Source organism: Pseudomonas syringae group sp. 243L2, from assembly GCF_032587875.1.
Lineage (GTDB): Bacteria > Pseudomonadota > Gammaproteobacteria > Pseudomonadales > Pseudomonadaceae > Aquipseudomonas > Aquipseudomonas amygdali.
In genome coordinates, this window is sequence record NZ_JAWHPL010000005.1 from 48,388 (window position 1) to 65,524 (window position 17,137).

Consider the following 17,137-nt stretch of genomic DNA (forward strand, 5'->3'; position numbering starts at 1 on the left):
AATCCGGAGCACTGGCTCCGGATTTTTTGTTTCTGCCTTGAATAGACAGTCGATCAGCGGCTGACCTGATATTCAGGCTGTACTTCCGGCATGGCCGAAGAGTGGTGGTTGAGAATCTTCCACTCGTTGCCGATGCGGTGGTAAAGGAACGAATAACGCGCCTGTACCTTGGTTTTCTTGCCGTCTGCAGCCGTCAGAGTGAAGGTGTAGACACCGTTGTCCGCAGCGGCATCAGGCCCCAGACGACGAATCTCACGGTAGTTGATCTCGCCAACCGGTTTGAGCGCCAGGAAGTGATCGAAGTAGTCGGTAATCTCTGCCGGAGTAGCACGTACCTTATTGGAGACCGTTGGCTGCAATACTGCGTCCTGCGCATACAACGAGGCGACTGTCTTTGAGTTACCGGTCTGCAGGGCTTTATTCCAGCGGTCAAACAGACCGGCGATTTCCTTGTCATTCACATTGCTTGGCGTCTCGGCCACCATGCGGTAGGTGTAGCCGGACGGCTCGGCAGCAGCCTGAACCATCGGTGCACTCACAGCCAGCAACAGGGCCAGGGCGGTCAATTTAGTTTTCATCGCTACTCTCCTACGGGGTATCTGTTCAGGGATTCAGTGAGTGCCACTTTGCCCTCCCCGCCACTGCGCGCCATCGGCCAACCGGGGTTAACTGTGTATGCCAATCGGCAGATAGGCTTTATCTCCTGATAAAGTTCTAATAGCGTCACTTCCGTTATGCCCGCGCGGGCATCCACCCTCGCTGGAGCTCCCCATGCAAAGCCCCCCCCATGACCCGGCAAGCGCGCTGGCAATCCGCAATCAGTATCGCCAGTCGCAAAGCCGCGCTGCTCGCCTGCGTCTGTTAGTGGATACCGGTCAGGAGCTGACACAATTACCTCCCGAGGCCATGCGCCAGCGAGTGCTGCAGCGCGCCTGCGCATTCGTCGCCATGGACCATGGCCTGCTGCTGGAATGGGGCACCGACAACAATGTGCAGACCACCGCCAGCCATGGCAATGCCGACCGCCTGAGTACCCTTGAAACAGTTGCCGACCCGCTGGCCATCGGCCCGCAATGGCTGGAGCGCAGCGGTCCCGACTTGCCTTGTGTGCTGTTATTGCCGTTGCGTGGTGCCGACGAAGGCTGTTTCGGCACCTTGATGCTGGCCAACAGCGTAGGCATCAATGCCCCGGACAATGAGGACATCGAGTCCCTGCAACTGCTGGCAACGTTGCTGGCGGCACATCTGGAAAACAATCGGCTGCTTGAAGCGCTGGTCGTCAGAGAGCGCACCATGTCCGAACTGGTCCGCCAGTTGTTCACCGCTCAGGAAGACGAACGCAAACGCATGGCCTACGACCTGCACGACGGGCTGGCCCAGACACTCGCCGGTCTGCACCAGCGACTGCAGGGTTTTGCCGGTCGCTGTCCGCAACTGCCTGAACCGCTGGATGCCGACCTGCAAGCCATTCTCAAGCTGGCGCAGCACTGCGTCGGTGAAGGTCGGCAGTTGATCAGCGGTCTGCGACCAAGCGTGCTGGATGATTTCGGGCTGTTGCAGGCAGTCGACAAGGAAGCCGACCGGCTGCGTGAAGCGGGCATCGCCGTGCAGTGGACTTCGCGTTCCCAGGCACGCTTGCCCAGCCACCTGGAAATTGCGTTATTCCGCATCGCTCAGGAAGGCATCAACAATGTCTTCAAACACGCCGGTGCCAGCCGCGTAGAATTGGCGTTGGAACTGAGTAACGACAATGTTTCACTAAGCCTGGAAGACAACGGCCGGGGTTTCATCACCGAAAAGCCGCGTAACGGCAGTAGCGTTCAAAAGCTGGGCTTGGTGGCCATGCAGGAACGCGCCAGCCTTCTGGGCGGTCGCCTGACCTGCTTCAGCCGCCTTGAGCGCGGCACCCGGCTGCGCGCCATCGTCCCTTTTACCGCAGACAAGGCAACAACATGACTGACACTGTGCGACTGGTTTTGGCGGACGATCATGAAGTGACCCGCACCGGGTTCGTCTCGCTGCTGGCGGGGCATCCGGAATTCGAAGTGGTCGGCCAGGCCGCAGACGGCCAGCAAGCCATCGACCTGTGCCAGGAACTGCAACCGGACATCGCAATTCTCGACATTCGCATGCCAGTGCTCAACGGACTGGGCGCTGCGCGAATTCTCCAGCAGCGTATGCCGGACCTGAAAGTGGTGATTTTCACCATGGACGACAGCACTGATCATCTGGAAGCCGCGATCAGCGCGGGGGCGGTGGGCTATCTGCTCAAGGACGCCAGCCGCGACGAAGTAATCGCCGGTCTGCAACGTGTGGCCCGTGGCGAAGAAGCCTTGAACAGCACCGTCAGTGCGCGCCTGCTAAGGCGCATGACCGAGCGCAACACCAGTGGCGCAGCTCTGCCGGAATCCCTCACACCCCGCGAACGTCAGGTACTGGGACTGGTGGCGGGCGGCTTCAGCAATCGTGAAATCGGCGAAAAACTCGGCATTACTACCGGCACCGCCAAGGCACACGTGGAAAAGGTCATCGGCAAACTGGGTGCCTCGGACCGTACTCAGGCCGCCGTGCGTGGCGTGGCGCTGGGCCTGGTGAGCCAGTCGACGAGCGAGTGGCGATGACGACAACCGGAAGCAGTCGCTGGGAAGACCTTCCGTTACGCGGCAAGGCGCTGGTGGCCATTTCTTTGCCGCTGGCGATTCTCATGTTCTCGCTGGTGCTCATCTATATCGCTGAACGCCAGACCGCTCAGGCAGAGGAAGATGTACGCCGTGTGCTGCTGGTGCAAGGCGACATCCAGACACTGCACACCCAGATCGCAGAAGGTGCGGCCAGCGTACGCGGCTACCTGCTGACTCATCAGGAAGACTTCCTGCCTGGCTACATCAACGCGCAGCCGCTGATCGGTGCGGCATTGGCGCGACTCAACGACAATGTGCGCGATGAGCAGATGCGCGAACACCTCAAAGCCATCGAGCCGCTGATCAACACCAAGGTCGACGGCCTGGAAAAACTGCGCTCGATGAGCATGGAAGATCAACAAACCGTTGCCCGCATTCTGGTCGAAAACAAGTACGTGCTCGACCAGTTGCGCGAGCGGATCGGCATCATGCGCGAGCGCGAAGACGCCTTGCTCGCCGAACGCACCGAAGCGGCGGCCGCTACCCGCGAACGCCTGCTGCGCTCGACCCTGCTGGCAGCCGCCTGCGGAATATTCGGAGCCATTCTTGCCGTGCTGATGCTGTCCAAAGGCATCGTCGCGAGAGTGCATCAGGTGCAACGCAATGCTCAGCGGCTGGCGCTCGGGCACCCGTTGCTGCCCCAACCCCCGGAAAAGGACGAAATCGGCCAGCTCGGCACCCGACTGGTCGAAGCCGGCCAATTGCTGGCCGAACGCGAACGCGCCCTGCGCGACAATGAAGAACGTTTGCGGCTGATTATCGAAGGCGTGAAGGACTACGGCATCTTTGCGCTGGACCGCAACGGCTATGTCACCACTTGGAACGCAGGTGCCGAGCGCATCAAGGGCTACACAGAGCAAGAGATCATCGGTAAGCACTTCTCTGTTTTCTACCTGCCGGAGGAATGTCCGCAACACCCTGACATGGCATTGCGTGAAGCAACGGTCAACGGCCGCTACACAGAAGAAAGCTGGCGCAGACGCAAGGACGGCAGCCGTTTCTGGGCCAGCGTGGTGATTACCGCCCAATACGATGGCAATGATGAACTGCGCGGCTTTTCCAAGATCACCCGTGACATCAGTGATCGTCGTGTCGCCGAAATAGCCCTGGGTACGGCCCGCGAGGAAGCCGAGCGGGCCAGCCGGGCGAAAAGCGAGTTTCTCTCGCGCATGAGCCACGAGTTGCGCACGCCCCTGAACTCGATTCTGGGCTTTGCCCAGTTGCTGGACATGGACTCGCCTGCAAGCCAGCGACCGCAAATCGGCCATATCCTGAGAGCCGGCCAGCACCTGCTGAAACTGATCAATGAAGTGCTCGACATCGCCAGAATCGAAGCCGGGCATGTGTCCCTGAGCCTGGAGCCGGTATCACTGTCGAGCGTACTTGAAGAAGCGCTGGTGCTGGTCTCGCCGATGGCGGCTGATGCCAACATCGAATTGAAGGCGTTGCCGCAGTTGCCTGACAAGCTTGGCGTGGTCGCGGACCGCCAGCGCTTGATTCAGGTGTTGCTCAACCTGCTGTCCAACGCCATCAAATACAACCGTCCCGAAGGTCAGGTGCGGATTGAAGTCGAGCAGTCGGACGAGCGCGTTACCGTGAGCGTAATCGATACAGGCTACGGAATTGCGCCAGAGCGTATCGGGCAGTTGTTCAAACCGTTCGAACGACTGGATGCCAACCCGAGCGTCGAGGGCACCGGGCTGGGGCTGGCGCTGAGCAAAAGCATGCTGGAAATGATGCACGGTACCCTGTCAGTGCAGAACACACCGGCTGAAGGCTGCCGCTTCATACTGGAGCTGCCACTTGTTCTGGTGCACGCCCCCACAGCTCCCCTGCCACAGACTGGCATGCCTGCTGACGCCGCCCCTGTCGCCCGCCCGCCTGCTCGCCCGGCTTATCACGGCAAGCTGCTGTGCATCGAAGACAACCTGTCGAGCATGGCCTTGATCGAGACGCTGATGCAGCGCAGGCCCGGTATCCAGCTGCTGTCGAGCATGCAGGGGCAGCTGGGGCTGGATCTGGCCCGCCAGCATGCGCCGCAGCTGATTCTGCTGGACCTGAACCTGCCGGACATCAAAGGCCTTGAGGTGCTGCAACGTCTGCGGCGCTTGCCGGCTACGGCCAATACCCCCGTACTGATGATTACAGCCGACACCAGCGATAAAGCCAGTTGCGAACTGAAACAGGCCGGTGCAACGGCCATTCTGACCAAACCCATTCAGGTGCCGGTGTTTCTTGCCCTCCTGGACCAGTATTTACCGGAGCCAACATGACCGGAGATTTTCGCATTCTGATCATTGACGACCAGCGGCCCAACCTTGATCTGATGGAGCAACTGCTTGCCCGCGAGGGCCTGACCAATGTGCTGAGCAGCACCGAGCCGTTGCGCACGCTGGACCTGTTCAACAGCTTTGAGCCGGACCTGGTGGTGCTTGATCTACACATGCCCGAATTCGATGGTTTTGCGGTTCTGGAACAGCTCAACCGGCGCATTCCGGCCAATGACTATCTGCCGATCATGGTGCTGACCGCCGACGCGACACGCGATACCCGACTACGCGCACTGGCGCTGGGCGCACGGGATTTCATCAGCAAGCCGCTGGATGCGCTGGAAACCATGTTGCGTATCTGGAACCTGCTGGAAACCCGCGCGCTGTATAAATCGCTGCGCAAGCTGGTGCCGCCGGAAAACATCGAGCTGTTGCGCCAGCCATGGACGCTGGCGCAACAGTGAGGCGTCTTTATTTATTTGATGAGCGTCACCGGCACTGACACTTCATGGATCACCCGCGTGGCTACCGAGCCCAGTAGCAGGCCGCCAAAGTTGCCTAGCCCGCGGGTGCCCATGACCACAGCATCACACCCCAATCGCTGAACCTCGGCTTCTACCTGCTCGGCGACGTTGCCCAGCTCGACGTGGGCCTGGAACGGCACGCCCGCTGCGGTCAGCAGCGCAATCGCATCATCGAGCACCCGCTTGCCTTCATTGGTCAGCCCGGCCTTCACACCATCAATCATGTCGGGGGCCAGATAAAGGCTGTAATCAATGGGGCTGGCCTGCACATTGAGGATATGCACCTCAAGCGATTTGGTGAGGTCGCTAGACAATTCGATGACATAGCCCAAGGCACGCATGGCGTGCTCGGAGCCGTCGAAGGGAACCAAAACTTTGTGCATGTGCGCTTTCCTTGAGGGGGTATGCGATCAATATAATCCGTTGACTGGCAGGCAACCACTGCTGAACGGCAGCTTGTTGATTCAGGGCAATGTGTGCTGGCCTACACCTCTGCGACCGCAACACACGATGGGCTGGAAGATGATTTGATTTGACGAAGGCATTTATTCTTCTAGAGTGAGTGCAGTAGTGCCAGCAACGACCGGCAGTGGCGGTATCGGTCTCATGGAACGATCAGTCAATGACTGCCCATTGGAACAAACGCCTCTCGAAACAGGCCACGCTGCTATTCATCCTGGCTGCCAACGTTTTCTATATTCTGCCGTTACTGCTCGCCAATGCGCCCTCTGCCGAAGATGACCGGATCTCAAGCAATGCTCAGGGGCAATGGGCAGAGCAAGGATATCCACTTGCCACCCTCGCCTATCGCGCGCTGACCTTTACAACCGGCGCACCCGAACTCTTCCCACTGCCACTGTTAATCGCTACAGCGCTGATTTCGTGGGCCATGTTCAAGTGGGTGCGTGACTGCTTTGCGACGCCCACAGTGATTGACTGTCTGGTGGTACTGCCGCTTTGGTACAACCCGTTCCTCCTGCAAAGCCTTTCTAGCCACTACGACGGCCCGATCATTGCGCTGGGCATCGCTTTGATCGTTTTCGCAATTGTTTATGACTCCCCCGCAATGGTCAGAAAACTGGCCATTCCAGGCCTGATGATCGCCTGCGCACTGGCGTCCAGTACAACAAGCCTCAATGTTTTCCTCGGCCTCTGTTGCGTTGAATGCATGAGAGCGCTGATACAGCAGCGCATTCCGGGTTTCATTGGCAGGCTACTGATGATCAGGCTGACGCAGTTGTTGTGCGGATTGTGCCTTTACGCGACGGTCGGCGCATACGACTTGCTGACAATGGACAGTCACTGGCTTGCGGAAATAATCAGGCGGCTGGCCCTGCTCCACCAGAACGTGGGATTTTTGTTCAACACAGGCACCACCTGGCTGGCTATCGCGCTTTTACTGGTTGCGCTACCTGGTTACGTCAGCCACGTACTCAATGCATTCAGGCGACCGAACGGCGTTGCCCACAAGGCAGTCGCTGTCCTCTTTTACCTGAGCCTGTCTGTTGCACTCTTGCTGCTGATTCCCGGAACAGCCTTGTTGGCGAATGATTTCGCCGGCCGGGCCGGAACATTGACGGGATTCTCGACACTGCTGATCGCGCTTTTTTTCCTGATCAACACGCATGCCTGGAAACAGCATGATGCAGTGCGTCTGGTGCTGATCCTGCCGGTCGTGTGCATGCTGTCCTTTTCTTATGCCTACGCCAGGGTGCTGATCCTGCAGAAAGAGCTCGGCACTTATGTACTTTTCAGCCTTGCCTACGACATCGACACCCTGCCTGATCTGCAAAATATAGACACTTTTCACTTCGACAGTCAGCCACTTCAAAACTGGCTGCCAGCGGCCAGCGGGACCTTCGAAAAACTTCCTGCGATCAAATACATCATGAATGTCGACGAGCGCGCGACACCTGCAAGACTGCAACGCGTTGGTATCACTCGCGGTGAATGGCTGACATCGCCATGCACTGCACAGGACCTGACGTCCAGTGCACCGATAGTTGATCGCACGTTCTACAGCATTAAGGTTCATCAGCAGACCGGCTGCATCGTCATGAAAAAAATTACAACCCCCGATACTTATATCTGGGAACCGTAACCCACTTTCCGCAGCGACACTTCCCATGCCCCCTATCAGATGGCTGAGTCAAGCACTTTCCTGGCAACACTCATATTGGCTACTGCTCGGGGCAAGCCTGCTGTACATAGTTCCGTTTCTCATGGCCGACCAGACTTACGCCGATGACTACTGGAGGTCGCAACTTGCACAGGGTCGCTGGACAGAACAAGGCCGCCCCGGCGTAGACCTGCTTTATATGGTGCTCGGTTTTTCGTCAGGCGCGATCAATCTGTTCCCGCTGCCGTTATTGCTGACCACTGGCCTGCTGGCGGTATCCCTGACCCGCTTGGCGCATCATTACTTTAGCCGCCCTACCGCGCTGAACTGCCTGATTGTGTTGCCTGTTCTGTACAACCCCTTCTTCCTGCAGAACCTGTCTTACCAATACGACGGTCCTGGGATGGTACTGAGCCTGTGCCTGGCGGTGGAGGCACTGCTGCATTCGACCTGCAAGCCGTTGAAAAGCAGTTGGAAAGCGGCCTTATGGGTGGCTGCAGCGCTTGCACTCTATCAGCCGGCACTCAATGTTTTAGTGGGCCTGTACTGTATTGAGTTTATTCGCAGCGTCGAGGTGAGAAAGACGTTCAACGCCTTGTTCTCTTCACTACTGAGCCAACTGATCATCCTGGCAATGGGGCTTCTGATTTATGCGTGCCTGGCGATACCGTTCATCAAAGGCAGCCGCACGCATCTGCTGAATATAAATCAGGGCGCGTTACAGGAGTTAGATGACCGTATACAGTTTCTGGCTCAGCAAATAGCACTGCTCGTGCACGGTGAGTTACTTGAAATGACCGCCACGATTATCACCCTTGTTGCCACTGTGAAACTCATTTCCATCGCGACAGCCCTGCTGCAATATTCCGAGCCCCTCTGGCGCAGAGTGGGCGTGTTTTTCATATTTCTGGTCACCGCCCCACTGCTGATATTTCTTGTATCGGGTACAACCCTGATGCTCAAAGACTTCATCCCGGAGGCCCGAACCCTGACCGGTTTTTCGATACTGATTGTCGCAGCGCTCTATCTTTACGAACGTTCCTGCCCGCCGGAAACGCTGTTACCCAGACTGTTTATCGTCCTGCCACTGGCGGGCATGCTCTCGCTTTCGTTTGTCTACGGGAATGTTCTGAGCGCGCAAAAAGAGCTGGGCCAGCATGTTGCACGAAGCATTGCCTACGACATCGACGCGCTATCACAGTCGAGAACGCTGGAGCGTATACATTTGCGAGGGTTCTATTTGCAAAACTGGTTGCCCGCGGCGCAGTCGGCCTCAAACGTCTTACCGGTACTGGGTTACCTACTGAATACTCATTACCTGACGCTGCCGGAAGCACTGCCGAGAACCGGCATCATCAATGTCCATAAATATACCGAACCGCCAGTCGGTGAACATCTTCAGCCCCCGGTGCTGATCAGGCCGCTTTATCGCGTTCACCTGTCTGAAAATACGGGTTATCTGGTACTCAAAAAAATCACCGAGCCGCAGGACTATCATCCAGAGCACTGACCGCATCGGGCCTCATCCGTCAGGATGGATGGTATTGGTACAGCCAGCTCTCGGTTAACGTCTGCTCACCCAGCCGCAGATACAGACGCATGTCTACCGGTTCTGCACCTTCTACCGTCAGGTCGAATTGCGCCCGCCAATGCCCCGCCATACCGTCAGGCACCGCCTCAGTGAAAATATTGGAGAAAGTCCCTCTTGAGCTGGACAATACCGCTTCCGGAAACGTATTGAACGGCACGTTTTCCAGAGTGCGGCCCTGAAATTCGACGACAAATTTTCGCACGCCTTGCGGTCGCGTCTGTCCGGGCCGGCCTCCATTACCGAAGCGCGTCGCCATGCAATGTGCCAACTCACCGGGGTATGGCTCGTCCGCCAGCCAGTGCAGACGATAACGCAGCCGGTAATCTGTTCCGGGGCCTGCCGGTTTTTCAGGCACCCACATGGCGACGATATTGTCGTGGATCTCATCGTCAGTGGGAATTTCAACCAACTGTACGGCGCCTTTCCCCCAATCGCCCAAGGGCTCGATCCACAGGCTCGGCCGCCGTTCATAATGCACGCCATCCAGGTAATGGCTGAATTCGCGATCCCGCTGCAGCAGACCGAAACCTCGCGGGTTATTGTCACTGAACGCAGATGCCATGGTTCTCGGCGGGTTGTTCAACGGTCGCCATATTCGCTCGCCTGCACCGGTCCAGATCGCCAGTCCGTCGGAGTCATGCACCTCGGGCCGCCAGTCAGCAGCTGTTTTCTTGGCCTGTTCGCTGAACCAGTACATCGAACTGATCGGCGCGATGCCGAACCTTTGCACTTCGCCGCGCATGAACAGTGCGGCCTCGACCTCCATCACCACCCCTTTGCCCCGCTGTATGGCAAAGCGATACGCCCCACAGATACTCGGCCCGTAAAGCAGTGCATAGACAACGACCGAGTCGGATGTATTGCTATCCGGCGATTCAAACCAGAAGTGAGTGAAATCGGGAAATTCTTCCGCACGCTCGGGCTGGGCGACATCCAGCGCAATACCCCGTGCGGAAAGTCCATATTGATACAGCTCGCCAATGGCACGAAAGTACGCAGCGCCGAGAAAAGCCGTCCAATCGTTATTACGCCAATCCAGTTTTTTCTGATCGCCTGTTCGACTTTCCTGAAAGCGAAACCCGGCAAAGCCAACACCCTGAGTCAACTGACGCGCAGGGCTGTCTTCGGGCATGTCGAAATACGCCTGATCGTAGAGAATTTCCTTGGCAGCCCCCTTATCGACGACATAGAGCCGCACAGGCTTGGGGAAGAACTTCCCCGGATGGAAAAAAGTGACCGGAAACTGCCCCGGTCCCTCCGCGAACAATGCGTACTCCGGCTTGAAGCGAATCTTGCCGTGAGCGTCATAGTCCAGTTTCGCCAGTACCTCCGCCGAAAGAGTTGACGGCACAATATACGGCTGTGAGGCGGCCTCTTTTGCGCGCTGCACTAAAAGATCGAACGAAAAGGGCTCGCTATCGGCCATTTTCAGCGGCTCGTCAGCCTGTGAGGAAGAAGGGATACCTGATACGAACAACAGAGCAGATATCGAAGAAAACTCGAGAAAGTTTCGTCGATTCAACATGGTGGGGAGTGACCTGGTGGGGGTGGATCTGGTGGGCGGTAGACCTGAGCATAGATCAGCCCGCCAAAGCCACCCGTTCAGTTCGTCCGATTAACTCAATGCCCCTCGAGGAACGCCGCTGCCTGATCCAGCAACAGCATGGGATTTTCGGCCTTGTGTATATCAACCGACAGCAACTGACGGAAACGCCGTGCGCCGGGGAACCCCAAACCAAGCCCGAGCATGTGCCGGGTGACATGGTGCATATTGCCGCCGCTGGCAATATGCGCCGCAATGTAAGGCCGCATCGCTTCCAACGCTTCATGACGGCTGATGGCCGGTGCTGTACTGCCGAACAACTGCTGATCAACATGCGCCAACAGATACGGGTTGTGATAAGCCTCACGCCCCAGCATGACGCCGTCGAAGGTCTGCAAATGCTCGCCGCACTGGTCCAGCGTCTTGATGCCGCCGTTGAGTACAATCTCCAGGTCAGGAAAGTCAGACTTCAGTTGCGCGACCACGTCATAACGCAGCGGCGGAATATCGCGGTTTTCCTTAGGCGACAGGCCCTCCAGAATCGCGATGCGCGCGTGAACCGTAAAACTCTCGCAACCGGCCTCATGAACCTTGCCGACGAAATCAGACAACTCGGCGTAGCTGTCGCGGCCATTGATACCGATCCGGTGCTTGACCGTAACTGGAATACCAACCGCATCGCGCATCGCCTTCACGCAATCCGCCACCAACTCAGGATGCGCCATCAAGCATGCGCCGATCATGTTGTTCTGCACCCGGTCGCTTGGGCAACCGACGTTCAGATTGACCTCGTCGTAGCCCGCCTCCTCAGCCAACCGGGAACAGGCAGCCAAGTCCGCCGCCGTGCTGCCGCCCAGCTGCAACGCCAACGGGTGCTCGGTCTCGTCATGACGCAAGAACCGCTCACGGTCGCCGTGCAGCAAGGCACCGGTGGTGACCATTTCGGTGTACAGCAAGGCATGCTTTGAGAGCTTGCGCATGAAGTAGCGACAATGGTGGTCGGTCCAATCCATCATCGGGGCGACGGAGAAGCGACGGGACAGCGTGGTGGCTGATTGGCCAATGATTGCAGGGGTTTCGTGGTTTTCAGTTGTCATGTGAATTGATCTTTTATGCAGCCGCTCCTACCCGGGTTGCTACATTTTCAGCAAGCGGTTGCCACAATGTAGCAACCGACGCTGGAAATGTAGCAATGTGAGATGGGTACGATCACAGCACGTAAACGCAACGGTAAAACCACTGGTCTCACGGCGCAGATACGGATTGTCAGGAATGCGCGGCAGTTTAACAGGAAGGCAGGCTGTGGAGTGCAGTAGGTGGCTCAGGTCAAGGCCCAGTGGGGATAGAAGTCAAACTCTGCTCGATATCTCAAACGGTAACCGCTGGCCTTCGTGCTGATGCAGATCGGCGACCGGGCTACATTTTGACAGGCCGACACGCGCTACAGGTGTAGCCTATGACAGCTGTAAGCCTATCGGTAGTTCAAATGGTGCCGCGTCAGAGCAGTGGCAGGAAATGCACGAAACCAACGTATTGACCTGATTGGATCTGACGCCGGAGGTGTATGAGCGGCGTTACGTATTTTTTAGCCAAAGGGCCAAAGCAAGCCCTCACAGGATACGAACGAGGCGCTGAGCTCCACTTAGAGCACAGAGCAGAGGCGATGGTTGGACTTGCAAGAGTAAGCTGAGAGGACAGTGGATTGGTCGAACGCTGCGGCAATCGTCTCAGTCACCTCTTCAGCCAGTACAAACATTTGAGGCTGACAAGCCCATTCAGGAGAATCATGAGAAAAAGAACCAACAATTTAAAAACTGAAAGTATTGCCTACGCAAAAAAGCTCCCAACAGAGCTCATCGTGGGTTTTCTGCTTGGGACCATTCCCATTCTGGAGTATTCAAGCACGGAAAAAGAAATTGATGATGCCTTCTCTATGCTCTTGGCGCCCGAAGCATTGATAAAGCATTACTTCACACTTTTAATCCCCTACTTACTGGTGTGCGCTTTAAAATTTGCGCTGCGTTTTAGGTCAGACGCTGCGGTGGAAAGTTTCCGATTCATCTATAAGATTTTTGCAGAGGTTGGCGCAAGCTTTTTGACAATGCTAAGGACAGGACTGGGCGCACTCATAGGCTTTTACGCAGTCGTTTTATTTAAAAACACCGTTCAACTTTTGCCTAACCAGCACCTGGATGTTATTGGTTACATCATCATGACGTTAATGTTTAGCGGTGCTCTTTCCATACTTCACGATTTCTTGGCAGCTGCGGGAAAAAATATCGACAATAAAAACCCAATCAAATTGGGCAGTCGTTTGAAATACTGAGTCATGTTTGCCACGAAAGCTTCAGTGACGCGACAAATAGGCATCCGAAAAACGCTCATTAAAAGACGGCGAATAAAAATGGCGCATTTGCATGGCCGTAGCGTGGGGCCATACAAGAGCTTCCACGCACAGACGCGCCGCTGTAGCAAGCACAGGGAAGGTATCCACCATTAAGGCGGTGGTACAGGAAGAAAATAACTCGGCAGAAGCAATTCTTCCCATCAGCCGACGCACGTGAGATAAAGTGAATAAAGCATCTCATATGCGCTACCTTTTGCCTGCTTAACCTTTGTAACCACCCTAACTTTTTTAATCCTGTCTATTGTGAAGGTACTAACATTGCGCTCTCAGGGAGTCGCCGTGAACACTACTCAAGCATTCAGAAAACCACATGAACACGATGAGTTATTCGTCATGCCCAATGCGTGGTGTGAGGTAAGCGTGCTGCCAGTTAGGCAGTCCATGCGCCTAATGCCTATTTTATCGTCACAGCCAGGACAGACTATCTGCTTGGAGCGCATGAGTATTCGTTGAGTGAGGTTGTTACACTTATTTGGCTTGGAGAACACCTGGATTTGCAAAACTGCACAGGTGGTAACTAACACGGTAAGCGCACTCCATCTGTCGGGGGCTCACTCCGCATTCAACGGAATAAACACCGCAAAGGTAGTCCCAAGATCCGCTTTTGATGTCACTTCAATACGCCCGCCATGGGCATCGACGATCTTGGCGACGATGAACAAGCCAAGCCCAAGGCTTGAGTAGGGACCGTTGTCAGTCATTTTCTCGGGCGAGTAGCGATCCATCGGGTTGAAGATGAAAGGAAGCACGTCTTCGGGAATTGGACTGCCTGTGTTGTGCACGGTGAACTGAAGTGTGCCGTCAGAAGCTGCCAGCGTTACCTCGACAGGGTCGCGGCTGTTGCCGTGTTGTATGGCATTGCCAATGAGGTTCGAGAAGACCTGCTCCAGGCGATCACCATCAAAATTGCCAATGACCGGATCGTTGGAAGTGAGGTGAATATCCGCCTCTGGATTGACCGTACGCGATTCGTCAACGATGCGAGCACAGACGGGCTGGATGTCTGTCTGAGTCTTTTTCAACGGAATGCCGGGACCGATCTGTGAGCGTGTGAAGTCGAGCAGATCGCCAACGATCTGATTGGCTCGTTTCACGCTTGAGTAGATCCTTGATGCCACCTTGGTCGGCCGCGCGCCCAGGTCATTGGTACGCAACAGCACGTCTGCACCCAGCAATATGGCACTTAACGGTGTGCGCAAGTCGTGCCCGAGGATGCCCAGAAAGATATTGCGCGAGGCCTGAACCGCACCGGTATAGCTGGAGATGGATTCCGCGAGAGCCTGATCTATTGCTTCGTTGAAGCGGATCATGTCCTCCATCTGCTGCTGGGTGTCCGAGGTCGCGCGCATCATCCATTGTTTTATCACGCTCGCGCGTAACGCTCGAAACTCCGAGACCACCTGATCGATGGTGAAACCTGACATCAAACGAGTGATCGCATGGCTTTTCGCCGCGGTGTCTTCTTGCGATACGACCTGGCCCTGAGATTTTTCGACCTGTTGCTGCGACGACTGATCAGTCCTCAAATCGGTGGCAATGGCCCGAAGCATCTGCTCGGCGTGATCTCTGAGCTCCTTGGTATCCAGAGGCTCGCCGAGCGTGGACATGGTGCGCGCGAAGTCGGTCCACTCCAGTACAATAGGCTCGATGTTCTCAAGGATGAAGCCCGATAACCGCATAGCAATTAAAACCCGAAAATGAACCCCGCGAATTGCAGATTCGTGGGGCGAGTTAAACAACAATTCCGATCAAAAAGACGGATACATTTGTTAAATGAATTTCACGCAGACCAGGAAAATATCGAGGCCCGGAGCTAATCGGAAAGCGCTTGTAAACGAGCCTGAACTGCGTCGTCAAAAATGATGTAGAGCGCCTCGGCATCGGCGGGACGCAGTTTTCTGCTTGTCTCAAGACCGTGAATGTATTCGATCTGCAACGCCCCTTCGGCCTCCACGTCAGCGCGGGTGCTGGTTGCCTCGAGCGCTCTTACCAGATCACTGATAGCCCCCTGGACAGCCTTGGGGAGCCGTAACTGGTCAAGTTGTTCCTGCATTCGCTCAATTTCCGGGTTAAAACTATAGGGTCGGCAGCAGATCACGGTGAAGCGTGCAATGCAAGGCCATGAGCCCGCTCATCGATGAGCTGAAGAGGCGGTGCGCCCTTCAAGAAGGTTTTTCAGGCTGTAGGTCACCACACCCAGAATGATCAGGTCGTCATGGTCAGTGACATGCAGTGGTGGATAATCCGGGTGTTCGGACTTGAGGATCACGACGTCGCCACGCATGTGCAAACGCCGACACATCTGCCTTGCGTTGAGTGAGGCGACGACGATGTCACCGTGCTCGGCGTACTGACTGCGGTCGACAACCAGCATGTCACCGGTGCGCATGCCGCCTCCCTGCATCCCTTCATCCTCGACCCTGGCCAGATAAACGTGCGGCTCACGGACCTCACAAAGCTCTGCGATAGAGACATGCTTCTCGACCACTGGCGACCTGGAGCCGACGGATGACAAGGATAGCAAAGGGAGCTTGATGCCCCCTGCCGACAAGGGGCCAAGGAATGTGACACTCATGGGACGAGCCTTTTATGATTAGCTGTATACATATACAGTTAATCGTTTATCAGGGGCCAGGTCAATCTCCACGACCTGACACATCGACAAATGGTGTGGACTCAACCCGATGCACGGTCAATGCTCGCGTACTGTCACGGCGCTTCGTCTTGCGACAATCGGGTAATCAGCGCCACTGTCAGGTAAAGCCTGGGCGCGATGCTCGACAGTTCGATGTACTCATCGTCCGCATGCAAGCCAGCCCCGACAACGCCCATGGTTTCCAGCACGGCAGGCTTTGCGCTGCCCGGTACGTAGGCGTAGCCCGCATCGGTGCCGAAGCGCATGGCGATCGGCTCGATACTGCGACCTATTTTTTCATAGAGCGTCTGCGCGGTTTTCGCCAGTTGCTCGGAACCAGGGTTCCTGGCCAGTGGCGGACGGCCTTTCTCCATGCGCAAGGTCACTTCGGTGCCATCAACGAGGGTTTTCTTCACAATCCGCTGACCGTCAGCGAGCACCCTGTCGCTCTCGCTCAGATCGGAGTAGCGCATGTCCGCCTCGGCCGAAGCGCTGGACGGGATGATGTTGCGCTTCTCACCGCCTTTGACAAGCGTCCAGTTGACGGTCGTACCCTTGCCCGGATCGCCAAGGTCCTTGAGTTGCAGCAGTTGGTGCGCCAGCTCGATGGCCGCGTTGCGCCCGGCTTCAGGGGCCGAGCCTGCGTGTGACGACTTGCCTTTGACGTCGAGGAGCAGGCCATTAATGCCATTGGTGGCGACAGTCACGGCGTCTTTGTCAGGCGGCTCATACGAAAACACGTAGTCATGCTGACGAGCGAGTTCGGCTATGACTTTTTTCGACCCGCTGGAGCCGGTCTCCTCGTCCGGGTTGAAAAGCACGGTGAGCGTGCCGAAATCCTTGAAATTCTGGTCCTGCAGCAGTTGCAGAGAATGCAGAATCATCGCAACACCGCCCTTCGCATCTGCCACACCGGGGCCATAGGCGCGTTCGCTGTCGAGCCTGAACGGGCGTTTCGCGGCAGTGCCCGGCCCGAAGACTGTGTCGTAGTGGACCATCAACAGAAAGGACCGGCTGCCATTACCTTTGAACCTGCCGACGATGTTGTCACCCGCAGAAGGGTCTGCCGGCGTGGTGGAAACTTCGGCACCCAATGCCTTGAGACGCTCCACCAGCATCGCGCTGACTGTTTTCAGTCCGGGTGCCTGACCAGTGCCCGTATCGATATCCACGAGTTGCCGGACGGTTTTGAGGTAGGACTGTTGTTCGGCCTGGGCTTTTTTCAGTAACAGATCAGATGGCAGCTCGGCGGCGATGACGCCCATGGAAAACAATGAAAAGCCGATTGCGGCAGTGATGGGGAAACGTCGTGAATGCATGCTGGCTCCTTCAGATCATCGCGAGTTGAACAGCATCTTTACCCCAAT

15 protein-coding genes are annotated in these 17,137 nt (G+C 56.4%); 7 read left to right on the forward strand and 8 right to left on the reverse strand.

The genetic code is table 11. The features are described 5' to 3' along the window. Positions 1-53: 53 nt before the first annotated feature. Entirely contained in the window at positions 54-578 is a 525-nt protein-coding gene (locus RYB66_RS03320) for an SgcJ/EcaC family oxidoreductase (RefSeq protein ID WP_002552912.1), read from the reverse strand. 193 nt (positions 579-771) lie between these two features. Here RYB66_RS03320 and RYB66_RS03325 point away from each other — a divergent pair, with 193 nt between their 5' ends. Genes RYB66_RS03325 through RYB66_RS03340 form a run of 4 tightly spaced genes read left to right on the forward strand, consistent with a single transcriptional unit; the run spans position 772 to position 5,415 of the window. Beyond that, positions 772-1,956 carry a sensor histidine kinase gene (locus RYB66_RS03325; protein WP_057401603.1) on the forward strand — a complete coding sequence of 395 codons (1,185 nt, stop codon included), beginning with the start codon at positions 772-774 and terminating at the stop codon, positions 1,954-1,956. Continuing rightward, positions 1,953-2,621 (forward strand): response regulator, encoded by a 669-nt coding sequence (locus tag RYB66_RS03330; RefSeq protein WP_002552911.1) that lies wholly within the window; start codon positions 1,953-1,955, stop codon positions 2,619-2,621. Before RYB66_RS03325 ends, RYB66_RS03330 begins: the two co-directional genes overlap by 4 nt. Continuing rightward, positions 2,618-4,954, forward strand: coding sequence for an ATP-binding protein (locus tag RYB66_RS03335; protein ID WP_316893801.1), 2,337 nt, complete (start codon positions 2,618-2,620; stop codon positions 4,952-4,954). The genes RYB66_RS03330 and RYB66_RS03335 overlap by 4 nt, the downstream gene beginning before the upstream one ends. Next, complete coding sequence (locus RYB66_RS03340) at positions 4,951-5,415, forward strand: response regulator (RefSeq protein ID WP_316893802.1); 465 nt, start codon at positions 4,951-4,953, stop codon at positions 5,413-5,415. Before RYB66_RS03335 ends, RYB66_RS03340 begins: the two co-directional genes overlap by 4 nt. Positions 5,416-5,426: 11 nt before the next feature. Here the strand turns inward: RYB66_RS03340 and RYB66_RS03345 are convergent, their stop codons facing one another. Beyond that, on the reverse strand, positions 5,427-5,858 hold the full coding sequence (locus RYB66_RS03345; protein ID WP_316893803.1) for a universal stress protein: 432 nt from the start codon (positions 5,856-5,858) through the stop codon (positions 5,427-5,429). A gap of 239 nt (positions 5,859-6,097) precedes the next feature. On the opposite strand from RYB66_RS03345, the gene RYB66_RS03350 reads away from it, so the two are divergent. Next, positions 6,098-7,576, forward strand: a complete 1,479-nt coding sequence (locus RYB66_RS03350) for a hypothetical protein (RefSeq protein WP_316893804.1) — start codon at positions 6,098-6,100, stop codon at positions 7,574-7,576. Positions 7,577-7,697: 121 nt separating this feature from the next. Continuing rightward, positions 7,698-9,104 carry a glucosyltransferase domain-containing protein gene (locus RYB66_RS03355; RefSeq protein WP_016982468.1) on the forward strand — a complete coding sequence of 469 codons (1,407 nt, stop codon included), beginning with the start codon at positions 7,698-7,700 and terminating at the stop codon, positions 9,102-9,104. Positions 9,105-9,123: 19 nt separating this feature from the next. Here the strand turns inward: RYB66_RS03355 and RYB66_RS03360 are convergent, their stop codons facing one another. Both RYB66_RS03360 and dusA read right to left on the reverse strand, forming a co-directional pair. Continuing rightward, complete coding sequence (locus tag RYB66_RS03360) at positions 9,124-10,611, reverse strand: glucan biosynthesis protein D (protein WP_316893857.1); 1,488 nt, start codon at positions 10,609-10,611, stop codon at positions 9,124-9,126. A gap of 194 nt (positions 10,612-10,805) precedes the next feature. Then, positions 10,806-11,825, reverse strand: coding sequence for a tRNA dihydrouridine(20/20a) synthase DusA (gene dusA / locus RYB66_RS03365; protein WP_316893806.1), 1,020 nt, complete (start codon positions 11,823-11,825; stop codon positions 10,806-10,808). A gap of 689 nt (positions 11,826-12,514) precedes the next feature. Between dusA and RYB66_RS03370 the strand changes: the two genes are divergently transcribed. After that, entirely contained in the window at positions 12,515-13,054 is a 540-nt protein-coding gene (locus RYB66_RS03370; RefSeq protein WP_316893808.1) for a hypothetical protein, read from the forward strand. A 632-nt stretch (positions 13,055-13,686) separates the two neighbouring features. Here the strand turns inward: RYB66_RS03370 and RYB66_RS03375 are convergent. From RYB66_RS03375 to RYB66_RS03390, 4 genes are all read right to left on the reverse strand, one after another. Further along, positions 13,687-14,814 carry a sensor histidine kinase gene (locus RYB66_RS03375; protein ID WP_002552904.1) on the reverse strand — a complete coding sequence of 376 codons (1,128 nt, stop codon included), beginning with the start codon at positions 14,812-14,814 and terminating at the stop codon, positions 13,687-13,689. 134 nt (positions 14,815-14,948) lie between these two features. Beyond that, positions 14,949-15,188 (reverse strand): hypothetical protein, encoded by a 240-nt coding sequence (locus RYB66_RS03380; RefSeq protein WP_002552903.1) that lies wholly within the window; start codon positions 15,186-15,188, stop codon positions 14,949-14,951. A gap of 78 nt (positions 15,189-15,266) precedes the next feature. Beyond that, positions 15,267-15,710 carry a LexA family protein gene (locus RYB66_RS03385; RefSeq protein WP_029241055.1) on the reverse strand — a complete coding sequence of 148 codons (444 nt, stop codon included), beginning with the start codon at positions 15,708-15,710 and terminating at the stop codon, positions 15,267-15,269. A gap of 134 nt (positions 15,711-15,844) precedes the next feature. After that, on the reverse strand, positions 15,845-17,089 hold the full coding sequence (locus tag RYB66_RS03390; protein WP_316893810.1) for a M20/M25/M40 family metallo-hydrolase: 1,245 nt from the start codon (positions 17,087-17,089) through the stop codon (positions 15,845-15,847). Between the last annotated feature and the right edge of the window lie 48 nt (positions 17,090-17,137).